The sequence below is a fragment of the Sinomonas terrae genome (assembly GCF_022539255.1).
Classification (GTDB): Bacteria; Actinomycetota; Actinomycetes; order Actinomycetales; family Micrococcaceae; genus Sinomonas; species Sinomonas terrae.
On record NZ_JAKZBV010000001.1, the window covers coordinates 1,619,530 to 1,640,726 of the forward strand.

At 69.1% G+C, this 21,197-nt stretch carries 16 protein-coding genes and 1 pseudogene; 7 read left to right on the top strand and 10 right to left on the bottom strand.

Annotated elements, in window-relative coordinates:
• Window positions 1-15: 15 nt before the first annotated feature.
• Genes L0M17_RS07490 through L0M17_RS07510 form a run of 5 tightly spaced genes read left to right on the top strand, consistent with a single transcriptional unit; the run spans window position 16 to window position 6,011 of the window.
• Window positions 16-765 carry an NUDIX hydrolase gene (locus L0M17_RS07490; protein WP_241053286.1) on the top strand — a complete coding sequence of 250 codons (750 nt, stop codon included), beginning with the start codon at window positions 16-18 and terminating at the stop codon, window positions 763-765.
• Window positions 762-2,102: a quinolinate synthase NadA gene (nadA, locus tag L0M17_RS07495; protein ID WP_241053287.1), complete on the top strand. Its 1,341-nt coding sequence runs from the start codon at window positions 762-764 to the stop codon at window positions 2,100-2,102. The genes L0M17_RS07490 and nadA overlap by 4 nt, the downstream gene beginning before the upstream one ends.
• Window positions 2,099-3,916, top strand: a complete 1,818-nt coding sequence (locus L0M17_RS22680) for an L-aspartate oxidase (protein ID WP_241053288.1) — start codon at window positions 2,099-2,101, stop codon at window positions 3,914-3,916. The genes nadA and L0M17_RS22680 overlap by 4 nt, the downstream gene beginning before the upstream one ends.
• Window positions 3,913-4,857, top strand: a complete 945-nt coding sequence (gene nadC, locus L0M17_RS07505; RefSeq protein WP_241053289.1) for a carboxylating nicotinate-nucleotide diphosphorylase — start codon at window positions 3,913-3,915, stop codon at window positions 4,855-4,857. The genes L0M17_RS22680 and nadC overlap by 4 nt, the downstream gene beginning before the upstream one ends.
• On the top strand, window positions 4,854-6,011 hold the full coding sequence (locus tag L0M17_RS07510; RefSeq protein WP_241053292.1) for a cysteine desulfurase family protein: 1,158 nt from the start codon (window positions 4,854-4,856) through the stop codon (window positions 6,009-6,011). The genes nadC and L0M17_RS07510 overlap by 4 nt, the downstream gene beginning before the upstream one ends.
• 283 nt (window positions 6,012-6,294) lie before the next feature.
• Here L0M17_RS07510 and L0M17_RS07515 read toward each other — a convergent pair whose 3' ends face one another.
• The 7 genes from L0M17_RS07515 to L0M17_RS07545 all read right to left on the bottom strand — a co-directional run bounded on the left by L0M17_RS07515 (window position 6,295) and on the right by L0M17_RS07545 (window position 14,598).
• A complete protein-coding gene (locus tag L0M17_RS07515; protein WP_241053294.1) occupies window positions 6,295-7,935 on the bottom strand; it encodes an HNH endonuclease signature motif containing protein in 1,641 nt (546 codons plus the stop codon).
• A 229-nt stretch (window positions 7,936-8,164) separates the two neighbouring features.
• Window positions 8,165-8,659: a GtrA family protein gene (locus L0M17_RS07520; protein WP_241053295.1), complete on the bottom strand. Its 495-nt coding sequence runs from the start codon at window positions 8,657-8,659 to the stop codon at window positions 8,165-8,167.
• 70 nt (window positions 8,660-8,729) lie between these two features.
• On the bottom strand, window positions 8,730-10,259 hold the full coding sequence (locus L0M17_RS07525) for an amino acid permease (protein ID WP_241053296.1): 1,530 nt from the start codon (window positions 10,257-10,259) through the stop codon (window positions 8,730-8,732).
• 102 nt (window positions 10,260-10,361) lie between these two features.
• On the bottom strand, window positions 10,362-11,810 hold the full coding sequence (locus tag L0M17_RS07530) for an aspartate ammonia-lyase (protein WP_241053297.1): 1,449 nt from the start codon (window positions 11,808-11,810) through the stop codon (window positions 10,362-10,364).
• Window positions 11,811-11,938: 128 nt separating this feature from the next.
• Complete coding sequence (locus L0M17_RS07535; protein ID WP_241053299.1) at window positions 11,939-13,051, bottom strand: asparaginase; 1,113 nt, start codon at window positions 13,049-13,051, stop codon at window positions 11,939-11,941.
• A gap of 87 nt (window positions 13,052-13,138) precedes the next feature.
• Window positions 13,139-13,873, bottom strand: a complete 735-nt coding sequence (locus tag L0M17_RS07540) for a FadR/GntR family transcriptional regulator (RefSeq protein ID WP_372498003.1) — start codon at window positions 13,871-13,873, stop codon at window positions 13,139-13,141.
• Between the two features lie 71 nt (window positions 13,874-13,944).
• Window positions 13,945-14,598: a DUF1684 domain-containing protein gene (locus tag L0M17_RS07545; protein ID WP_241053302.1), complete on the bottom strand. Its 654-nt coding sequence runs from the start codon at window positions 14,596-14,598 to the stop codon at window positions 13,945-13,947.
• 185 nt (window positions 14,599-14,783) lie between these two features.
• Here L0M17_RS07545 and L0M17_RS07550 point away from each other — a divergent pair, with 185 nt between their 5' ends.
• Both L0M17_RS07550 and L0M17_RS07555 read left to right on the top strand, forming a co-directional pair.
• The gene (locus L0M17_RS07550) at window positions 14,784-15,458 is read left to right on the top strand and encodes a hypothetical protein (RefSeq protein WP_241053303.1); all 675 of its coding nucleotides are present in this window, start codon (window positions 14,784-14,786) and stop codon (window positions 15,456-15,458) included.
• Window positions 15,459-15,487: 29 nt separating this feature from the next.
• Complete coding sequence (locus L0M17_RS07555) at window positions 15,488-16,294, top strand: transglutaminase-like domain-containing protein (RefSeq protein WP_241053304.1); 807 nt, start codon at window positions 15,488-15,490, stop codon at window positions 16,292-16,294.
• A 39-nt stretch (window positions 16,295-16,333) separates the two neighbouring features.
• On the opposite strand, the gene L0M17_RS07560 is transcribed toward L0M17_RS07555, so the two are convergent.
• The 3 genes and pseudogenes from L0M17_RS07560 to L0M17_RS07570 all read right to left on the bottom strand — a co-directional run.
• The gene (locus L0M17_RS07560; RefSeq protein WP_241053305.1) at window positions 16,334-16,819 is read right to left on the bottom strand and encodes a MarR family winged helix-turn-helix transcriptional regulator; all 486 of its coding nucleotides are present in this window, start codon (window positions 16,817-16,819) and stop codon (window positions 16,334-16,336) included.
• Window positions 16,816-17,946 carry an LLM class flavin-dependent oxidoreductase gene (locus L0M17_RS07565; RefSeq protein WP_241053307.1) on the bottom strand — a complete coding sequence of 377 codons (1,131 nt, stop codon included), beginning with the start codon at window positions 17,944-17,946 and terminating at the stop codon, window positions 16,816-16,818. The genes L0M17_RS07560 and L0M17_RS07565 overlap by 4 nt, the downstream gene beginning before the upstream one ends.
• A 107-nt stretch (window positions 17,947-18,053) precedes the next feature.
• A pseudogene (locus L0M17_RS07570) lies at window positions 18,054-21,146 on the bottom strand (efflux RND transporter permease subunit); the annotation flags it as partial.
• Window positions 21,147-21,197: the final 51 nt, after the last annotated feature.

Consider the following 21,197-nt stretch of genomic DNA (forward strand, 5'->3'; position numbering starts at 1 on the left):
ACCGAAGGAGGCCCAATGAGCACTCTCTTCGCCGGCCCCTTCGGCGCGAACGTCTCGGAACGCGCCCAGCTTCCGCCGTCGTTGGCGATTTCGACCGTGATCTTCGCGCTCAAACCCGGTCGCGACGCCGGGAAGCCGACGCTCTGGCTCCCCCTCGTCCGGCGGGTCAAGGAACCGTTCAAAGGCCAATGGGCGCTTCCCGGCGGCCCGCTCACCGCAACGGAATCGCTTGAGGATGCCGCCCGCCGAAACCTCGGGGAGACCACGGGGCTCGCGCCCGAATACCTCGAACAGCTCTACGCGTTCGGCGGCCTCGACCGCGCGCAGCGGCCCGGTCAAGGCAGCCAACGGGTGGTGTCGATCGTGTACTGGGCCCTCGTGCGGCCCACGGAGGCCGAGCTCCTCGTCGACGGTGAGGGGGAGGCAGAGAACGTCGCCTGGCACCGAGCGGACACCGCGGGCGAGGGTGAGGGCGGCCTGGCGTTCGACCATCGCGAGATCATCGACTACGCCCTCTGGCGGTTGCGCAACAAGCTCGAGTACGCCCAGATCGCCTACCACTTCCTCGGCGAGACCTTCACCCTCGCCCAGCTCCGAGAGGTCTACGAGGCGGTCCTCGGACGGCCCCTCGATCCCGCGAACTTCCGCCGCCAGCTCAAATCCGTCCCGCAGATCGAGCCGACGGACCAGTTCCTCGAGGGCGGGAAACACCGCCCTCCCCGCCTCTACCGCTACACCGGCCCTGTCCAAAGGAGCACGACATGACGTCCGTCGCAACCGCCATCGACCTCATCACCCGCGCTGAGGCGGAACGCCTCGCTGAAGGAGCGGCTGCGTCTCACGCTGCGTCCGGATCCACTGCTGCCACGAGCACCTGCAGCGCCGACCTTTCGAAGGGGCCGTGGGAGTTCGACGCCGCGGAGGCTCTCCGGGGAGCGCCCGCCTACGGGCCGGGCGCTTCGAGCGGGGACGTCGCCCCGGCGTCGACGCCGCGCCAGGGCCAGCTCCCGCAGGAGTACAAGGAAGCCAGCGAGGACGAACTGCATGCCCGGATTCGTGCAGCGAAGAAGGCCCTCGGGGACCGCGTCGTCGTGCTCGGCCACTTCTATCAGCGGGACGAAGTCGTGGAGCACGCGGACTTCATGGGCGACTCCTTCCAGCTCGCGAACGCCGCCCTGACCCGGCCCGACGCCGAGGCCATCGTGTTCTGCGGCGTCCACTTCATGGCGGAGACGGCGGACATCCTCTCGCGCGATGACCAGGCGGTGATCCTGCCCAACCTCGCCGCGGGCTGCTCGATGGCGGACATGGCCGACATCGACTCGGTCCAGGAATGCTGGGAGCAGCTCGAGGAGCTGTTCGGCACCGAGCCCGACGCCGACGGACGCGTCCCCGTCATCCCCGTCACGTACATGAACTCCTCCGCCGCACTCAAGGGCTTCTGCGGTGAGCACGGCGGCATTGTGTGCACGTCGTCGAACGCGGCGACGGTTCTCGAGTGGGCGTTCGAGCGTGGCCAGCGGGTGCTCTTCTTCCCCGACCAGCACCTCGGCCGCAACACCGCCAAGGCCATGGGCGTGCCGCTCGAGCAGATGCCCATGTGGAGCCCGCGCAAGCCGTGGGGCGGCACGGACCCCGAGACCCTCCGGGATTCGCGCGTCATCCTGTGGCACGGCTTCTGCTCCGTGCACAAGCGCTTCAACGTGGCGCAGATCGAGAAGGCCCGCGCCGACTACCCAGGGGTGCGCGTCATTGTCCACCCCGAGTGCCCCATGGAGGTGGTCGATGCGGCCGACGAGTACGGCTCCACCGACTACATCCGCAAGGCTATCGCCGCTGCCACCGAGCCGACCGTGTTCGCCATCGGCACCGAGGTCAACCTGGTGAACCGGCTCGCCGCCGAATACCCGCAGCACACCATCTTCTGCCTCGATCCCGTCATCTGCCCTTGCTCGACGATGTACCGCATCCACCCCGGCTATCTCGCGTGGGTCCTCGAAGGGCTCGTCGAGGGCGAGGTGCGCAACCGCATCGAGGTCCAGGAGGATGTCGCCGCGACGGCTCGCGTGGCGCTCGAACGGATGCTGGCGGCGCGGCCGTGAGCGAGCCCAGCCCAGCCCGCCGGTCGGCCAGCCCAGCCCCCCGGTCGGCTCGTCGCTCCATCCGACCTCGTCTTGCAATTGTCGGCAGCGGAGCCGCCGGGCTCTTCGCCGCGATCTCTGCCGCGGAGGCGGGGGCCGACGTCGTCCTTCTCACGAAGGCCGCGCTCGCAGAGAGCAACAGCATGCTCGCCCAGGGGGGCTTCTCCGCCGTCCTTCCCGAAGGGCAGCGAGCGCCGGGGGACAGCGTCGAAAGCCACGTGGCGGACACGATGGCGGCGGGCGCCCAGCTGGGCACTCGAGCCGCTGTTGTGCTGATGTGCCAGCGGGCGGCGAGCTCTGTTGAGAGCCTCCTCTCCCACGGTGTCGCTTTCGACCGCGGCCCTGACGGCCGGCTGCTCCTCGGCCTTGAGGCCGCCCACTCGTTCCCGCGCATCCTTCACGCTGGCGGGGACGCAAGCGGCGCTGGCATCACTCGCGCGCTCATCGCGCGCGTGCGCAGTCTCGAATCCGAAGGGCGCCTTGAGGTTCTCGAGCGCGCGATGGCCACGGAGGTCGTGCTCGAGGCCGGCGCAATCGCGGGCGTCGACTACGTTCCGGCGGCCGGCCGGGAGTCAGGAGCGGCTGGAACGTCTGTACGACGTCGGGTCGAAGCTGACGCCGTCCTGCTCGCCACTGGGGGAGCCGGCCAGCTTTTCGCCCAGACCACGAACCCGAGCGTGGCAACGGGCGACGGCGTGGCCCTCGCCTTCCGAGCCGGCGCCGTGCTGCGCGACCTCGAGTTCTACCAGTTCCATCCGACGGCGCTCCAGCTCCGTGGCGACGACGGGACGTTGCGCTCCTCCCTCATCTCGGAAGCTGTGCGCGGTGAGGGTGCGGTGATCCGTGACGCTTCGGGCCGGCGCTTTGTGACCGACTACCACCCACTCGGCGAACTCGCCCCCCGGGACGCCGTCTCGCGGGCGCTCGCCCTCCACAGCAGGGCTGGCGGCGGCGAAGCGTACCTCGACGCCACCGGAATTGAGGCCGAACGCGGCGCCGGATTCCTCGCGCGGCGCTTCCCGAGCCTCGACGCCATGACGCGCGCGGCAGGCTACGACTGGCGGCGAGATCTCCTCCCGATCGCCCCCGCGGCGCACTACTGGATGGGCGGGGTCGCCACCGACCTCGACGGTGCGACGAGTGTCCCCGGCCTCTATGCTGCCGGAGAGGTGGCCTGCACAGGCGTCCATGGGGCGAATCGCCTCGCCTCGAACTCGCTCCTGGAAGGCGTTGTGTTCGCAGCACGCGCCGTCGAGCATTTCCTGACACAGCCGAGGGGGTGGGCGGGGCCCGACCAGCGTGACGTGCCCGACGAAGCCATGCCTGAGCTCGCGCTGTCACCGGGTCGCTCGGCGTCGGCCGGACGCTCGGCGTCGGCCGGTCGCTCGGCGTCGGCCGGTCGCTCGGCGTCGGCCGGTCGCTCGGCGTCGGCCGGTCGCTCGGCGTCGGCCACTCAATCGTCGTCGTCCTCCATTCGCTCGGCGACCCACGCCGAGGTCGCGGCGCTCATGGAGCGAGACGCGGGTGTCCTGCGCGATGCCGAGGGTCTCGCCCGCGCGGCTGCTGAGCTCGCGACGCTCTCCTCGGGAGACCCCGAGACCGAGAATCTCATCCTTGCCGGCAGGCTCCTCGTCGCGGCGGCAGCCGCGCGTGAGGAATCAGTCGGAGCCCATTTCCGACTCGACTTCCCCGGCCGCCGCTCTGCCGAGGGCAACGCGGAAGTCGCGGTCGACGTCGCACGCCAGCCTGTCCTGGCGGGAAGGAGCGCCTCATGACGGCGCACGCTGTTCAGGCCGCTCGGCCACTCGTCTCGGCTAGCCCCATGCCTCCCGCCCCGGCGGCGCTCGGGCGCGTCCTCGAGCTCGCCTATGCCGAGGACGCGCCCCACGGCGACATCACATCGCTCGCCCTCATCCCGGAATCGGCGCGGGCCACCGCCGAGCTCCGAGCTCGGGTCCCCGGCGTCTTCTCGGGCGGCCCGGTCATCGAGGCGGGCTTCCGGCTCCACGACCCGCAGGTCAGGGTCGAGTTGCTCATTCCTGAGGGAGCTGCCTTTGAGACTGGCACTGTCCTAGCCCGTGTCTCGGGCCGGGCGCGCGAGCTGCTCACCGCGGAGCGGGTGGTGCTCAATCTGGTCCAGCGGATGAGCGCCATTGCCACCCTCACTGCCCGATATGTGGCATTGACCACGGGAACGAAGGCCCGGATCGTGGACACGCGCAAGACCACCCCGGGCCTCCGAGAGCTCGAACGCTATGCGGTGCGCTGCGGCGGTGGCCGGAACCATCGCTTCAGCCTCTCCGACGCGGTCATGGCCAAGGACAATCACCTCGCGGTTCTGACCGGGGGAGACCCTGCCAAGCTCACCGACGTGCTGCGCGCCGCGCGCGACCGGCTCGGTCACACGACCCATTTCGAGGTCGAGGTGGACGCGATCGAGCAGATCGAGCCCGTGCTCGCCGCGGGGGTGGACACGATCATGCTCGACAACTTCACTCCTGAGCAGCTTCGCGAAGGCGTCGCGCTCGTCGCGGGGCGTGCGATTGTCGAGGCGAGCGGCGGCGTGAACCTTGGCACTGTCGCAGCGATCGCGGCCTCGGGCGTGGACGTCATCTCAGTCGGCGCGCTCACGCACTCGGTCGTCAACCTCGACTTGGGCCTCGATGTTGTGCTGGACGCTTCCCAGCTCAGGACTTCGGAGGGAGATCTGGCGTGATCTACCTCGACGCCGCCGGCACGACTCCTGTGCGCCGAGAGGTCCTCGAGGCGATGTGGCCCTACCTCACGGGCGATTTTGGGAACGCCTCGAGCCATCACGAGCTCGGCGAGCGGGCGCGGGCCGCGCTCGAGTCGGCGCGTGCCGACGTAGCGCGCGTCCTCGGCTGCCGGTCCGGCGAGGTGACTTTCACCTCGGGCGGCACGGAGGCAGACAACTTGGCGGTCAAGGGGATCGCGCTCGCGCGGCGGACGGCGGACGCACGGCGCAACCGGGTTGCCGTGAGCGCCATCGAGCACCCGGCGGTCCTCGAGTCCGCGCGGAGCCTCGCCCGCCTCCATGGGTTCGCCGTCGACGTCGTCCCGGTCGACGGGGCGGGTCGGATCACGCCCGAGTCGCTCGCCGCCGTCGTCGGCCCCGAGACGGCAGTTGTCTCCGTGATGTACGCAAACAACGAGGTGGGCACTGTCCAGCCGCTCGCCGAGCTCGCCGCCGTGGCCAGTGCGGCGCGGGTGCCGCTCCACACCGACGCGGTGCAGGCTGCGGGAATGCTCCCGCTCGATGTGCGCGAGCTCGGTGTCGACGCCCTCAGCATCTCCGGCCACAAGCTGGGCGCGCCCAAGGGTGTCGGAGTGTTGTACTCCGCGGGTCGGCTGACCGTCGAGCCACTCGTCGACGGCGGAGGCCAGGAGCGCGGGCTACGCTCGGGAACCGAGAACGTCGCGGGCGCCGTCGCCCTCGCCACAGCCTTGCGGCTCGCCGAGGCAGAGCGTCCGACGGCGGCGCCGCGCCTCGCGGGCCTCCGCCGTGCGTTCGTTGACCGCGTCACCGAGCTAGTGCCCGACGCCGTCATCACGGGCGACCCCGAACAACGTCTGCCCGGGAGCGCATCCTTCTGCTTCCCTCGCGTCAGCGGCGAGTCGGTGCTGCTCGAGCTCGAGCGCCGGGGGGTGGTGTGCTCCTCGGGGTCGGCATGCGCTGCGGGCTCGAGTGATCCCTCACATGTGCTCCTCGCGCTGGGCATCGATGCGGAGACCGCGCAGACGGCAGTGCGCTTCACGCTCCCGCCCACGATTACCCGAGAAGAACTCGAGACGGCCGCCCTCGCCCTCGGCGACTCCTATGCCGCGGTGACCGGCATCGCCCATCGGTAAGCCGAAGACCGCGGGCGGGTGGCCGGGACCGCGGGCGGGTGACCGGGGTCGCGGACGGCTAGCCGGGGTCGCGACGGGTAGCCGGGGTCGCGACGGGTAGCCGGGGTCGCGACGGGTAGCCGGGACCGCGGGCGGGCAGCCGGGACCGCGGGCGGGCAGCCGGGACCGCGGGCGGGCAGCCGGGACCGCGGGCGGGCAGCCGGGACCGCGGGCGGGCAGAGGATACGGCGCTACGGCAGCGGAAATCTGGGCCTCAGGACTCGGCCTCAGGAACGGTAGTGGTTCAGAACGGAGGCGGTGCATCTCCTTCTGGGTACGTGATATAGCGGTGGCCTGATGGAGCGGTCCACTCCAAAGTTCCGGGTGGAGGCGGGGCATGGGGTGAGGCGCTAGGGACGCTCGATCCGGAGTCTCCGGGCGCCGAATTTCTTCGAGCGTCGCCTCCCGGACCTTCCGGACGGTGCTCTGGAGCCTCCGGAAGGTGCTCAACGCCAATCTGGGCGACCTTCCAATGGCCCAGGGTCTTGAGCCGGTGGTGCTCGCGGCAGAGCAGCGCGAGGTTGTTTGTGTCCGTCGCTCCGCCCTCTGACCATTCTTGAGTGTGGTCGGCCTCGACCGCCGCGGCCGGCTTGTCGCAGCCGGGGAATCGGCAGGTCCTGTCCCGCGCACCAAGGAAGCGCCGCATCGCAAGCGTGGGCGTGTAACGCCGTCGTCCGACGGCAAGGGGAGCGCCGGTGTCCGGGTCGACATACAGCCGAGTCCAAGTCGAAGCCTCGGAGGCCAGAAGCCGGGCCGCTTCGCAATCAATCGCCCCGTAACCGACGATCTCACCGGGCGCATCTGAGCCGCCGAGTATCGTGCGCGCGGGAATCGTCACAATGAGTTCGGTACGGACGCCGCCGGTTGGTCCCTGAGGCCTCGGACTGCCCTTCACGGCGTCGGGATGCGGAGTGAGTCCGGCGATGCTGTCGCAGCCTGGGTCGGGATGCGGAGTGAGTCCCGCGATGCTGTCGCAGCCTGGGTCGGGATGCGGAGCGAGTCCCGCGATTCCCTCACAGGCTGCGTCCGTTAGTAGATCCGCCAACGCATCGGCCCTGAGTTGGTTGATCGTCCGGCCTTCTACCGGACCCTGCAGCGATCGGGCGATGGCCTCCAGACGCGTGTCAATTGCGGCGCCCGTCTCAAGGGGGAGATAGGCCGAAAGCCAGCACATCCCGTCCTGCGCCGGTTCAAGGTCAACACGCCGGTGGGCGGACGCTCGTTCCTTTCGGGCTTCCAACGACTCACCTGCATGGTTCTCGGCCAAGCGGCGGAGCCGGCGCCTCAGAGTACCTTGACTAGGAAGCTGATCCGAGTCGGGCGGACAGGCGATCGTGACGGCCTGAGCAGCGAACGTGCTGAGGCCCTCCGGCGGGACGGGGGCGGCGGCCTCGAGGATCGCGTTGGCCCGACGGCGGGGGAGATCCCCGGAGGCCATGCGGTCTAGGAGGGGCGCCCAAGCGGGAGCCGTGATGGTAAGGGCCTCTGCAACTGCAGCCTTCGCAGTGCGCTGGGAGATCCGCAGCGCCGCCGCCATCTCCGAGGCGGCCACGCTGGGGGCATCCAGTCGGTGGACCGGATTCTCCGAAGAACCGCCGACTGCCGCCGTGAGCGCTGCGAGGGCCACGGCCTTTCTGGCCTCAAGTCGGGCCTGCTCTGCGTCGATCTCCTGCAGTTCGACCACGAGGGCGTCAGCACGCGCTGCTCGCGCCCGGACCACGATGGCCGCAGGGGAAAGGGTTGCCTCCCAAAGTGCTTCGAGCTCATCGTCGTCCTCCCGCAGATCAAAGAGGGCTGGATCGACGCGGGGCGGGTCTAGTAGCCTCGCGGATGGGTGAGCGCTGAGGTCCCAGCCGTCCTCCCCCAGAGGATCGGCTGGAATCACCCACGACGCCCCTCGATATCCATGGCTCAAGTCTCCGGGAGGGGTCCGACATTTCTGGCTGACCCCGAACAGGAGGATTCAGGCGTACGCGCCCCTGCTGGGATTGAACCCCAGCTCAGGCAACTCGTGCCTGCTCAGCGATTCGCGGGCGGCGCAGGCAACTCGTGCTAGCTCAAGCATTGCTGCAGGCTGAGATAACTCGTGCCAGGTCGCGCCATACCGCGCTGGATCAGGCGTTCCGCGCTCGTCGGAACACCCAGTAACGCAGCAGGACGAAACGGGCCGCGGTCGCTACCCAGCCCGCGAGGGTCGTGGTCCACAGCTCCTCGGCGACGCCAGCGTTCGGCTCGGCCCACAGGAGGGCCCAGAGGCTCCCGCTCGTGAGCGCGAGGGCGATGACGAGGGCCACGAGACCCTGAAGATGGTCGTGGAGGCGGCGCCGCCGCTCGTGGATGTGGAAGGTGAACCGACGGTTCAGCTCGGTGTTGAGCAGTGACGTCACGATGAGAGCGGTGGCATTCGCCCCGGTCGGGCCGATTGGGAAGCGCAGGCTCGCGTAGAGGCCCATGGAGGCCGCCGTGCAGATGACGCCAACTCCCGTAAACCTCGCGAGCTGCCGAACGACCGGACGACGGGCGGCGCCCCGCACCCAGCCCCACCGCGAGGATGCGGTGAGGGCGTTGGGCCGGGGGCCGTCCGTCATCGTGGGCGGTGTCGACGTCATTGCTTCAGCTTGCCATCAACTTCTGTGCCCGCGCTGTGCCGCAGCGATGCTTGCCCAAGGTGTGGGCCAGCTACTGGCGGCCGCGGAGGGGTCGGTTGGCGATGACGGGTGCTGTTCCGGTGTGGCCGTTGCGGGTGGCGGCGATGTGGTGGATGCGGTCGCGGCAGGCGTACCAGCCGATGACCATGAGGATGATGGCGATGGCGGTGGCCAGGAGGGTCCAGGGGGAGTCGGCCAGGATCATGGTCAGGACGACGGCGAGGAAGGCCAGGGTGAGGTAGCCGGTGTAGGGGGCGCCGGGCATGCGGAAGGCGGGGCGTTCGAGCCAGCCCTTGGCGGCCCAGCGTTGGAGCTGGATCTGGCAGATGACGATGGTGGCCCAGGTGGCGATGATGCCGACGGAGGCGACGTTCAGGACGATCTCGAAGGCGTCGGCGGGGACGAGGTAGTTCAGGGGGACGCCCAGGAGGGAGACGGCGGCGGTGATGGCGATGCCGCCGTAGGGCACTCCTGCCTTGTTCATGCGCAGGGCGAATTTGGGGGCGGAGCCGGCGGCGGCCATGGAGCGCAGGATGCGCCCGGTGGAGTAGAGGCCGGCGTTGAGGGAGGAGAGGGAGGCGGTGAGGACGACGAGGTTCATGATGACGTCGACGCCGTTGACGCCGATGTGGCCGAAGAAGGTCACGAAGGGGCTCACGCCCTCCTGGTAGTCGGTGTAGGGCAGCAGGAGGGAGAGCAGGACGACGGAGCCGACGTAGAACACGGCGATGCGGGCGACGACGGAGTTGATGGCCCGGGGCATGATCCTGGCGGGGTCCTGGGTCTCCCCGGCGGCGGTGCCGACGAGTTCGACGGAGGCGTAGGCGAACACGACGCCCTGCATGAGCAGGATCATGGGCATGATCCCGGCGGGGAAGATGCCGCCGTGGGCGGCGATCAGGCCGGGTCCGACGGGGCCGCCGGTGGGGGTGCCGAAGACGACGAAGTAGATGCCCAGGGCCAGGAAGGCCAGCAGGGCGGCGACCTTGATCAGGGCGAACCAGAATTCCATCTCGCCGAAGACCTTCACGGAGACCAGGTTCAGGGCCAGGACCAGGACCAGGGCGATCAGGGCCCAGGCCCATTGGGGGACGGTGTCGATCCAGGGCACGTACCGGCCGAAGAAGTGCATGTAGAGGGCGGCGGCGGTGGTGTCGACGATGGTGGTCATGGCCCAGTTGATCCAGTAGAACCAGCCGGAGACGAAGGCTGCCTTCTCGCCGAAGAACTCGCGGGCGTAGGAGACGAAGGACCCGGAGGAGGGCCGGTGCAGGACGAGCTCGCCCAGGGCGCGCAGGATCAGGAAGACGAAGAGGCCGCAGATCGCGTAGGAGAGCACCAGGGAGGGCCCCGCGGCGGCCAGGCGGCCGCCGGCGCCGAGGAACAGGCCGGTGCCGATCGCGCCGCCGATCGCGATCATCTGGATCTGGCGGGCCTTGAGGCCCTTGTGGTAGCCGGCATCCTCGGCATGGATCACATGGTCCGTCGAATGCGCATGGCCATGATCCTCAACGTGGTCTGGGCGTTGCTGGCCGCTCTGGGCCGGGTTGGTGGAGGACATCAGCGTCCTTTCATTGATCGGGAACGGGCGGGAGATGGGTGCTTCGTACGGGGAGGGGCCACAGGGCCGGAAGGGTTTTAGACGGTCGGGTTCGAAGGGGTTCTAGACGGTCAGGTTCGCGAGGCGTTCGGGGCGCAGGAGCTCCTCGAGCCGCTCGGCGGTGAGGAGGCCGCGTTCGAGCACGAGCTCGGCCACGCCGCGCCCCGTCGTCAGTGCTTCCTGGGCGATCGAGGTGGCGGCCGCGTAGCCCAGGTACGGGTTGAGCGCGGTGACGAGGCCGATCGAGTGTTCGACGCTCGCGCGCAGCCGCTCGGCATTGGCCGTGATCCCGCGCACGCAGCGCTCGGTGAGCGTGTGGCACGCGGCTTCGAGGTGGGCGATGCTTTTGTGGAGGCTGTGCACGATGACGGGCTCGAAGGCGTTGAGCTGGAGCTGGCCTGCCTCCGCGGCCATCGTGATGGTGACGTCGTTGCCGATGACCTCGTAGGCGACCTGGCTGACCACCTCGGGGATGACCGGGTTGATCTTGCCGGGCATGATCGAGGAGCCGGACTGCACCGCCGGCAGGACGATCTCCCCGAGGCCGGCACGCGGCCCCGAGGAGAGGAGGCGGAGGTCGTTGCAGATCTTCGAGAGCTTGACGGCCACGCGCTTCAGGACGCCCGAGAGGTGGACGAAGGCCCCCATGTCCTGGGTCGCCTCGATGAGGTCGACGGCGGTCACGAGCGGCAGGCCGGTTGCCTCGCCGAGGTGCCGGCAGGCAGCCTCGGCGTAGCCGGCCGGGGCGTTGAGCCCGGTGCCGATGGCTGTGGCGCCGAGGTTGATCTCGTGCACGAGCCGCGAGGCCTCGCGCAGCCGCTCGCGGTCCTCGCCGATGGTGACGGCGTAGGTCCCGAATTCCTGGCCGAGGGTCATGGGCACGGCGTCCTGGAGCTGGGTGCGGCCCATCTTGACGACCGTCCGGAACTCGCCCGCCTTGTCCGCGAACGCCTCTTCGAGCGAGGTGAGTGCCTCGAGGAGGCCCTCGATGCCGTACACCGTGGCGACGCGCACCGCGGTGGGGTAGACGTCGTTGGTCGACTGGCTCAGGTTCACATGGTCGTTCGGATGAAGCGCGGCGTAGTCGCCCTTCGTGCGCCCGAGCAGTTCGAGCGCGCGGTTCGCGATGACCTCGTTCGCGTTCATGTTCGACGACGTCCCGGCACCGCCTTGGATGACGTCGACGACGAACTGGTCGGCGAGGCGCCCGTCGAGGATCTCGAGGCAGGCCCTTTCGATGGCGCTGCCGCGGTCCGGGTCGAGGAGGCCGAGTTCCTGGTTCGCCCTCGCGGCCGCGAGCTTGACCGCCGCGAGGCCGCGCACGAGGTGCGGGTTCGTCGAGAGAGGCTGCCCCGTGATCGGGAAATTCTCGACGGCACGCAGAGTGTGGACCCCCCAGTACGCGTCAGCGGGGACCTCGCGGTCGCCCAGGAGGTCGTGGTCGATGCGGGTGGCTGGAAGGGGGGTTTCCCTGTCGAGCGTCTCTTCGTCGAGCGTCTCGGCCTGGTTCATGGGAAGAGCCTTTCGTCCTGATTCGGGCAGGGTGTGGTCGGGGCAGGGTGTGGTCGGGGCACAGTTCGGTTCGGGAACGTTGAGGTTGGGGTGCGGTTCGGGCGGTGGGCGTGGGGTCCGTGATCGGCTCAGGCGGGGAACGCGTCGTCGAGCGCGGCCACGATGCCCACGGGCCGACCGCCGCCGAGGACGGTTCCGGCGGCGAGTCCGGCGAGCGGGCCGTCCGGCGCGGCTTCGGGGACACCGAGGGCAGCAAGGGCGCGTACGGCGACGGGCATGCGGGCGCGGTCGCCGCCGTCGGAGATCTTCACTGCGATCGCGCGGCCGTCGGGAAGCCCGATGAGCTGGACCCCCTCGAAGCCGTCCTTGGCAACGGCGCCGGGCAGGAGCCGCATGAGCGCGGTCACGTCGCGGCCCTCGCCCGCCACCATCTCGGGATAGCGGGTCATGGCACGTCCGACGGCGGCTTCCGCGCTCAGGGCGACAGGCCCGCCGTCGTGCGCCCCGCCGTCGTGCGCCCCGGCGTCAAGTGCTGCATCGTCGGTCTGCGCCTCGGCCGCGGCCCGCGCGAGGCGGCCATAGGCGCGGGCGATGCCGGCGAGGCTGAGCGCGGGCAGAGGGGTGCCGCAGCCGTCCGTGCTCCAGACGGCGGGCTCTTCGCCCGTGAGCTCGGCGATCGTCGCGGCGACGAGCTGCTGCAGCGGGTGGTCCGGGCTCAGGTATCCCTTGACAGGCCAACCGTTGAGGGTGCAGACCGCCGCCATCGCGGCATGCTTGCCCGAGCAGTTCTGGCAGAGGTGGTCCGCGCTGCCGCCGTCGTGGAGCCACTGTTCGCGCTCAGGGGCGCCATAGGGAAGGTCGACTGTGTTCTCGAGGGCCGAAATGCCTAGGCCGTGCATCGTGAGGATCCGCAGAGCACCTTCGCGGTGGGCCGTCCCGCCGCTGTGGCTCGCGGCCGAGAGGGCAAGGAGCGATTCCGGGAGGCTGAGGCCTGCGCGCACGAGGGCGACCGCCTGCAGCGGCTTCAGCGCGGACCGCGGATAGAACGGCACGCTCGAATCGCCCGCTTCCCACACGAGGCTCCCGTTAGCGGCTGTGGCCGCGACGCTTCCGTAGTGGACGCCCTCGACGAGCTCGCCACGGATCTGCACGGCGAGCGGGACGTGCGCGGGGAGGCCCGGAAGCACGAGGGCGCGCCCTGCCGGGGAGACGAAGGGGGAGTGATCAGCGATGGAAGGCATAGCTCTCTGGAAATCGATAGTCGGTGGGCAACGGTGGTGGGTCGGCAACGGTGGTGGGTCGGCAAGGGTGGCGGGTGGGAGGGGCAGTCAGGCGCGAGGAGCTCCCAGGGACCCGAGAGCTTCGTCGACCGCAGCGAGATGGTCCGCCATGGCAGCGGACGCGAGTTCTGCCGAGCCGGCCTCGATCGCCGCGACGATCCGACGGTGTTCGACGTCCGAGGCGCGCTGGCGGTCGGCGACGAGGTTGAGGGTTTCGGACTGGTTCGCGAGCGCGTCGCGCAGGTCGACGACGACGCCCTCGAACACCCTGTTGCCGCTCGCCCGCGCGATGAGGCAGTGGAAGGTGGCGTCGAGCGCGACCCACGCCGCCGGCTCGTCCTCGACGGCCATGTCGGCCGCGATCCCCTTCAGGGTCGCGAGGTCCTCCTCGCTGCGCCGCAGGGCGGCGAGCCCGGCGGCCGGAACCTCGATGTGCGGCCGGGCCTCGGTGAGGTCCCGAGCGGAGTAGCGACCGAGCACGAGGTCCCCGGAGACGCGGCCCGAGACCACGAACGTTCCCTTCCCCGTGTGGGTCTCGGTGAGCCCCAGCGCGGCGCACGACCGCAGCGCTTCCCGGACCACCGAGCGGCTGACCCCGTAGCGTCCGGCCAGGGCCGCCTCCGCGGGAAGCTTCGAGCCCACCGGCACCCGCCCGGACTCGATCTCTCCCCGCAGCTCGGCCAGGACCGCCTCCGCGGCGCTCAGCCGGGCGAGCGGACGCCGCGTGACCTCAGGGGAGGTCACCTCAGGCTGTCGAGCTGTAGGGCTGTCTGACAGGCTCACCCCCCGACTATGACACTTCTCACAGAACGCTGTCAACCGGCCGCGTGCCTCAGAGTGACGGCCCGTGTGCCTCAGAACGAGGGATACAGCTCTCCCACCGGGACGTCGGGTGCCAAGCGGTTGTCCGGGCCGGGGAGCGGGCAGGCCCAAGCCTCGTCGTAGGCGCACGAGGGGTTGTACGCGAAGTTGAAGTCGAGCGTGTAGACGGGCACGCCGTCGTCGTCGGTCCGGGCGCCGAGATAGGCGCCCTTGATCGTGTCGAGGAGGTACCGCCCGGCGCCGTAGGTCCCACCCTCGCGGCCCGCGGTCCCATCTCGGAACGGCACGAAGACGCCTCCGCCGTAACCCGCATGCCGCCAGGCCGCGAGCCTGCCAAGGCCGGGCACCTCGAACGTACCGAGCCGTACGAAGTGCACCACCCCGTCCGTGCCCGTCGCAACCGGTCTCTCCTGGCCCTTGCCGTCGGGGAGGAGGGGCACTTCGAAGCGGAAGTCGGCGTAGTAGGGAGCCGTTCGCAGCCCGCGAAAGGTTGCGCGCTCTTCGCGGACGACGGCGGAGGCCGGGTGGGTGCCGAAGAGCACGTCGCGTTCGCGGCGCCACAGTTCGTGTCCGGCCCGCGGGCTTTCGGCCGCCCGCACGCGCTGATAGAGATCGAACACGCGGAGGCGCCAGTCTGCGACCTCGTGGGCGGGGATCGCGAGGCCGTCCTCGTCCTGCTCCAGCATGGCGCCAGACTATCGCTGCTGCGGTTCGCTAGTGTGGCGGCATGGTTGCGGTTCGCCCCCTCGGCAGGGTATCGGGCACTGTCCTCAGAGTATCGGGCACTGTCCTCAGCGTCTTGGCTTCAGGTCTGGCCGCGCTGCTCCTTTCCTCTTGCAGTGCCGGCCAGAGCTCCCCTCAATGGACCCCAGTGGGTCCGGAGACGGCCTCGGCGAGCGCTTCGCCGAAGCCGGGCACCAGCGTCTCCGCGAGCGGCACGCCGTCTCCGGGTGCGACGTCGGCCGAATGGAAGACCTTCACCGATCCGGGGAAGACGATCAGCTTCGAACTGCCCGCGCAGTGGATCGTGCAGTCGGCGGCGCTTGCCCCCGGTTCTGCAGCATCTGGGGTACACTACGACGTCAAGAAGGCGGACGGCACTTTCGTCGCCGCGCTACAGACTGGCCTCCCGATGCCAGCCTCGCAGCCGTGCGACGCCAGCCAGGCCAAGCCCTACGCCGTGCTCAACAGCGTTCCGGTGAAGCTTCCGTTCCAAGACGGACCGGCCGCACTGACGCCGCGCTTCGTCTTCCGGGTCATCCAGGGCTACAAGTACTTCGGCTCGTTCGGGCTCGTCGGCGTCACGACCTCGGCCCAAGACGGCAAGGCGTGCCGCCTGCTCAACATCGTGCCTGGACCGACCGGGTCCGGCGGCTACTCGTTCTCGGACGTCACAGAACTCGCGCCCCTCGCTCCCAACGCAGAGGTTGCCCCATTGCAGGCATTCGATAATCTTGCTCAGGCGTCGGATTACGTCCAGACGTCGGGAGACTTCGCCGACGCACAGCGAATGATCATGTCGCTCAAGTTCACGAAGACCTCCTAGGCCGTTCGACTCCTAGCCCCTGGAGCGCCATGCTGCGTACTGTCAGCGCCCGTCTCTCGTTCACCACCGTCGCCCAGACGAAGGTGGCCATGGCCGTCGCCGTCGCGCAGAATCCCGGATACACGTCCTTCGACGAACAGCTCACCGTGACCTCGGACGGTCAGCCTGTCCCGTGGCGCGAGCTCGTGGACGGACATGGGAGCCGCTTCCACGTGCTCGAGTTCGACTATCCCGCCGACATCGAGGTCGAGTACACGGCGAGCGTGCGGGGACGCGCGGTCCCCGAAACGGTCGACGAGATGGACCTCATCCGCTACGTCCGGCCGAGCCGGTACGCAGAAAGCGACCGTCTTCTGCCTACCTCCTATGGGCAGTTCGGAGGAATGACAGGCTCATCGCTCGTCGTCGCGGTTCGCAAGTGGGTCCACGAGCAGCTCTCCTACGTCGCCGGTTCATCCCGCGGCACCGACGGCGCCGTCGAGACCCTGCTGCACCGCCGCGGCGTCTGCAGGGACTACGCCCACCTCGCGATCGCGCTCCTGCGCGCCAAGGATGTCCCCGCCCGGCTCACGGCGGTCTACGCGCCCGGGCTGCGGCCCATGGACTTCCACGCCGTCGCCGAGGCGTACGTCGACGGCGCGTGGCACGTCATCGATCCGACCGGCCTGGCATCCCGCTACGGAATGCTTCGGATCACGGCAGGGCGCGATTCCTCCGACACCGCCTTCCTCTCGACCGTCGGCGGGAGCCTTGTCCTACGGCGACTCGCGGTCGCCGCCGACTGCGACGAAACGCTCCCCGACGACGACCCTGAAGCGCTCGCCGTCGTCGGCTGACCGCTGGCGCCGGCGGACCCCGCTAGTCGAGCGGACCCCTCACAGCGGATTGTTCTCGACCACGTGCTCACGGAGCTTGGCGGTGAGCCTCGTCAGCTCGGCCAGCTCATCGGCGTCGAGCGCCTCGCCGAAGAGGCGCCCGATCTCGCGCACGTGCCCGCGGCCGATCCGTCGCTGCGTCTCGCGGCCGGCGTCAGTCAGGGTGATGAGGATGCCGCGGGCGTCGTCGGGGGCGGCGCGGCGCGCGACGAGCCCTTTGCGCTCGAGTCGCTCGACGAGCCGGCTGAGGCTCGATTGAGCGAGCAGAACGTGGTCGTTGAGCTCGTTGAGACGCAGTCCGCCTTGGGGACAGCCGCTCAGCGTGAAGAGGACGTCGTACTCCTTGATCCCCAGCTCACGGAACGCCGGGTCTGCCTGGAGGCGGCGCATGACGGCGACCTGCGCCCGGAAGAGGGACTCCCACGCCTCGGCCGTGTCGCGGACCGAAGGACCCGGAGTCGCTGGGGCGCCAGCCGAAGGATTCACTTCGCCACCTCCGCCCCTTCTGGCTTCGCCTCTTCTGGCTCCGCCTCAGCATCCCTTGCGTCGCGACGGGCAACCAGTGCGGCGTGCGTCGGCCCCTCGGGGACGTCGGCGGGACGCCCGGCCTCGAATCCGGCCTTGAGCTCGGGGAGCACCTCGCCCAGCAGGTCGAGCTGCTCGAGGACCGTCTTGAGGGGGAGGCCCGCATGGTCTACGAGGAACAGCTGGCGCTGGTAATCGCCGAAGTAGTCACGGAACGCGAGGGTCTTCTCGACGAACTCGGCCGGGCTGCCCACGGTCAGCGGTGTCTGGGAGGTGAAGTCCTCGAGGCTCGGGCCATGGCCGTAGACGGGTGCGTTGTCGAAGTACGGGCGGAATTCCCTCACGGCGTCCTGCGAGTTGCGCCGCATGAAGAACTGGCCGCCGAGGCCGACGATGGCCTGATGCGCCTTGCCGTGCCCGTAGTGCTCGAAGCGCTCCCGGTAGAGGTTGATGAGCCGGATGTAGTGTTCCTTTGGCCAGAAGATGTTATTCGCGAAGAACCCGTCGCCGTAGTAGGCCGCGAGTTCCGCGATCTGCGGGGTGCGGATCGAGCCGTGCCACACGAAGGGTGCGACGCCGTCGAGCGGTCGCGGGGTCGCGGTGAAGTTGTGGAGCGGAGTGCGGAACTTCCCTGACCAGTCCACGACGTCCTCGTCCCACAGGCGGCGGAGCAGCGCGTAGTTCTCGATCGTGAGTTCGAGGGAGTCCTGCGGGTTCCTGCCGAACCACGGGTAGACAGGGGCGGTGTTGCCTCGGCCCAGGACGAGATCCGTCCGCCCGTCGACGAGATGCTGGAGCATCGAGAAGTCTTCGGCGATCTTGACCGGATCGTTCGTCGTGATGAGTGTCGTGGTCGTGGACAGGATGAGGTGCTCGGTCTGGGCGCCGATATAGCCGAGCAGCGTGGTGGGCGAGCTCGGGTAGAACGGCGGGTTGTGGTGCTCCCCTGTGGCGAAGACGTCGAGGCCGACCTCTTCGGCGTGCCGGGCGATCTGGACGATTGCCTTGATCCGCTCGGCTTCAGTTGGCATCCGGCCGTTCGTGGGGTCGAGCGTGACGTCGCCGACGCTGAAGATTCCGAACTGCATGATGACCTCTTTCTTCGTGTTCCATCAGGATACATGCATTTGCATCTATCCTGAACCGAAGACGGTCACCGATTGTTCCCGGGGGTTCAGCCCTCGAGTACGAGAGGCTCGGCGAGTTCGCGAAGCAGCCGCCGCCGCTCAAGGCGCCCCTCCACGAGCCGGTACAGAACCGGCACGAGGACGAGCGTGAGGGCCGTCGACGAGACGAGCCCACCGATGACGACGACGGCGAGCGGCTGGGAGATGAACCCGCCGCCCCCGGTGAGACCGAACGCCATGGGGGTGAGCGCGAAGATCGTCGCGAGCGCCGTCATGAGGATGGGCCGGAGCCTCTGGCGTGCGCCGTGCTCGATCGCGTCCTCGAGCGCGAGGGCTGGCCGGTCGGGACGCGGCCGGCGGTATTGGTTGATGAGGTCGATGAGGACGATCGCGTTCGTCACGACGATGCCGACGAGCATGAGCAGCCCGATGAGGGCCGGCAGCCCGAGCGGAATCCTGGTGGCCAGGAGGAGCAGGATTGCTCCGGTCGCGGCGAACGGGATCGAGACGAGCAGTACGAGCGGCTGGAGCAGGCTCTTGAATGCAGCCACCATCACGACGTAGACGATCGCGATCGCGGCGAGGAGTGCGAGCCCTAGCTGGCGGAACGAGTCAGCCTGTTGGCTAGCTGCCCCGCCCACCGATGCTGTAGCGCCGCCGTCGAGCGCCAGACTGCTCACGCGCTTCTGAACCTCGCCGCTCACGGTTCCCAAGTTCGAGTCGCCAGGCGTGACGGAGACCGTGGCCGTGCGCTGACCTGAGGTGCTCGTGACGGTGACCGGCACGTTCACGGTCTCCACGCTTGCAATCGAACCCAGGGTGAGGCCGGGCGCGCCCGGAAGCGGGAGCGATCGCACGGCGTCGACGCTTGAGAACTGGGTGCCCTTTCCGATGAGCACCGGGTAGTCGGTCGTGTCGATCCGCACGGATCCGGCGGGAATCGGGCTTGCTGTCGCGGCGAGCATCGCTCCGACCTGCTGCTCGTTGAGGCCGGCGGCCGTGGCCTTCGCGCGGTCTACCTTGATTTGGACGACAGGCTGGGCCGCGGCGAGATTGCTCGTGACCTCGGTCGCGCCCGGGACACCCTGGAGCGCGCCGAGGACTGCATCGTTGGCCTTGGCAAGCGTGGCTGCGTCTGGCGCCTTCACCGTAACGTCGACAGTGGAGGCGGTGCCGAAGCCGCCCTGCTGCTGGCTCAGGTTCACCTGCCCCGCGTCCTTCAGGCCGCCAAGCTCCGTGCGCACTCGTTGCTGCAGCGCCAACTGGTCTGTGTTCTCGTCGGTGATCACGGTGAACGTCGCACTCGAGGCCCCGGAGGAGAGGAACGCGCTGAAACCTGTCGTCGAGTTGCCGATCGTGACCTGAACCGTCTGCACGCCCTCAGTGTGGCGGAGCACGTCCTCGACCTTGCCGGCGGCGGCGCTCGTGGCATCGAGGCTCGTGCCCGGCGGCATCGTCTGCTTCACCGTGAAGCTGCTCGCCTGAATTGCTGAGCAGATTCGTGGGGAGGAGGGGCGTCATTGCGAAGGTCCCGACAAGGACGAGGACGCCTGCAACGAGCGTCCACGCCGGGTGCCGCTGGGTCGAGCGCAGGATCGGCAGGTAGCCGCGTTGAATGAGGCTGCGCTTCTCCTTCTCATGGGCGCGCGCCTCCACCTCGGCCCGATCGGCCGTGGGCCGCGCCTTGCGACCCAGGAACCAGTAGGCGAGCACCGGCACGATCGTCAGTGCGACGGCGAGGGATGCTAGGAGCGCGATCGTCACGGTGAGCGCGAACGGCCGGAACAGTTCGCCCGCGAGATCGCCGACGAACGCGATCGGGAGGAAGACGGCGACGGTCGTCAGGGTCGAGGCAGTGACCGCTCCGGCAACCTCGCGCACGGCGGCGAGGATCGCCGTCGTCTTCTCCTCGCCGTAGCTCAGGTGACGTTTGATGTTCTCGATCACGACGATCGAGTCGTCGACGACGCGGCCAATCGCGATCGTGAGGGCGCCGAGCGTGAGGATGTTGAGCGAGTAGTTTGCGGCGAAGAGCCCGATGAACGTGATGAGGAGCGAGAGCGGAATCGAGACCGCCGTCACGAGGGTCGAGCGCACGGAGAGCAGGAAGACGAGGATCACGAGGACAGCGAAGCCGAGTCCGAGGAGGCCCTCCGTCGTCAAATCCTGGATGGACTTCTCGATGAAGGGTGCCTGGTCGAAGACCGTGGTGAGTTTGGCGTTGGAGCCGAGGGTGGACTGGAGGCCGGGGACTGCGTTCCGGACCGCGTGCGAGATCGCGACGGTGTCGGCGTCCGGCTTCTTCGTGACCGAGACTGCGAGGGTGGGCTTGCCGTCGGTGCGCGTGATCGAGGTCGCCGCGTCGTCCTGTATGGCGACGCTCGCAATCTGGCCTATCGTCGTCGGCTGCGTCGCACCGGCAAGGGGGAGAGACCTGATGGCGTCCGTCGAGTCAATCGGACTGCCGGCCTGGAGGGAGAGCGTGCGCCCCTGCTCCGTCACGGTCCCCACGGGCACTAGCGAGCCGTTGTTCTCGAGTGCGGTCTTGATCGCAGCGACATTGACGCCGCGAGAGGCGAGCGCCGCCGGGTCCGGCTGGATCTGGATGTGCTGTGTGGCACCGCCCGTGCGCCCGTGATGTCGACGCTCCGGACGCCGTCGATCTTCGACAGCGCCGGGACGACTTGCTGGGTCAGCTCATTCTGAAGGTCGCTCAGAGGGCGGTCGGAGGAAGCCGCGAGGAAGACGATGGGGAAATCGGTGATGCTCCCGGCGAGGGTGTTGGGCGAGACATCGGAGGGGAGTTCGGACTTCGCGTTCGAGATCGCACGGTCGATCTGATTGCGCGCACGGTCCAGGTCGGTTCCGTAGGCGAAGGAGAGGAGGATCGTCGAGACCCCCGTGCGTGATGTCGAAGCGCTGCTCTCGAGGCCTTCGACCGCTTGGAGGGACTTCTCGAGTGGCTGCCCCACCTGCTTGTCGACGACGTCCGGGGACGCACCGGGCATCGACGTGACCACGGTGAGCTGGGGAAACTCGATCGACGGGATGAGCTCCTGCTTGAGTGTCCCCACGGTGATCACGCCGAAGACGGCGGCGAAGACCGTGATGAGCGCGATGAGCGCCTTGTTGGACATCGAGAGGCTCGCGAGCCGGAACATGGGTGGTCTCCCGTCGAACGACGACGGCCCGCACCGTTGTACGGTGCGGGC

What these genes read in the sequence shown, in the direction of transcription:
- L0M17_RS07490 (WP_241053286.1), top strand. Translation starts at nt 16, where the DNA reads ATGAGCACTCTCTTCGCCGGCCCCTTCGGCGCGAACGTCTCGGAACGC.
- L0M17_RS07565 (WP_241053307.1), bottom strand. Translation starts at nt 17,946, where the DNA reads ATGCAGTTCGGAATCTTCAGCGTCGGCGACGTCACGCTCGACCCCACG.
- L0M17_RS07525 (WP_241053296.1), bottom strand. Translation starts at nt 10,259, where the DNA reads ATGTCCTCCACCAACCCGGCCCAGAGCGGCCAGCAACGCCCAGACCAC.
- L0M17_RS07555 (WP_241053304.1), top strand. Translation starts at nt 15,488, where the DNA reads ATGCTGCGTACTGTCAGCGCCCGTCTCTCGTTCACCACCGTCGCCCAG.
- L0M17_RS07530 (WP_241053297.1), bottom strand. Translation starts at nt 11,810, where the DNA reads ATGAACCAGGCCGAGACGCTCGACGAAGAGACGCTCGACAGGGAAACC.
- L0M17_RS07545 (WP_241053302.1), bottom strand. Translation starts at nt 14,598, where the DNA reads ATGCTGGAGCAGGACGAGGACGGCCTCGCGATCCCCGCCCACGAGGTC.
- L0M17_RS07520 (WP_241053295.1), bottom strand. Translation starts at nt 8,659, where the DNA reads ATGACGTCGACACCGCCCACGATGACGGACGGCCCCCGGCCCAACGCC.
- L0M17_RS07535 (WP_241053299.1), bottom strand. Translation starts at nt 13,051, where the DNA reads ATGCCTTCCATCGCTGATCACTCCCCCTTCGTCTCCCCGGCAGGGCGC.
- nadA (WP_241053287.1), top strand. Translation starts at nt 762, where the DNA reads ATGACGTCCGTCGCAACCGCCATCGACCTCATCACCCGCGCTGAGGCG.
- nadC (WP_241053289.1), top strand. Translation starts at nt 3,913, where the DNA reads ATGACGGCGCACGCTGTTCAGGCCGCTCGGCCACTCGTCTCGGCTAGC.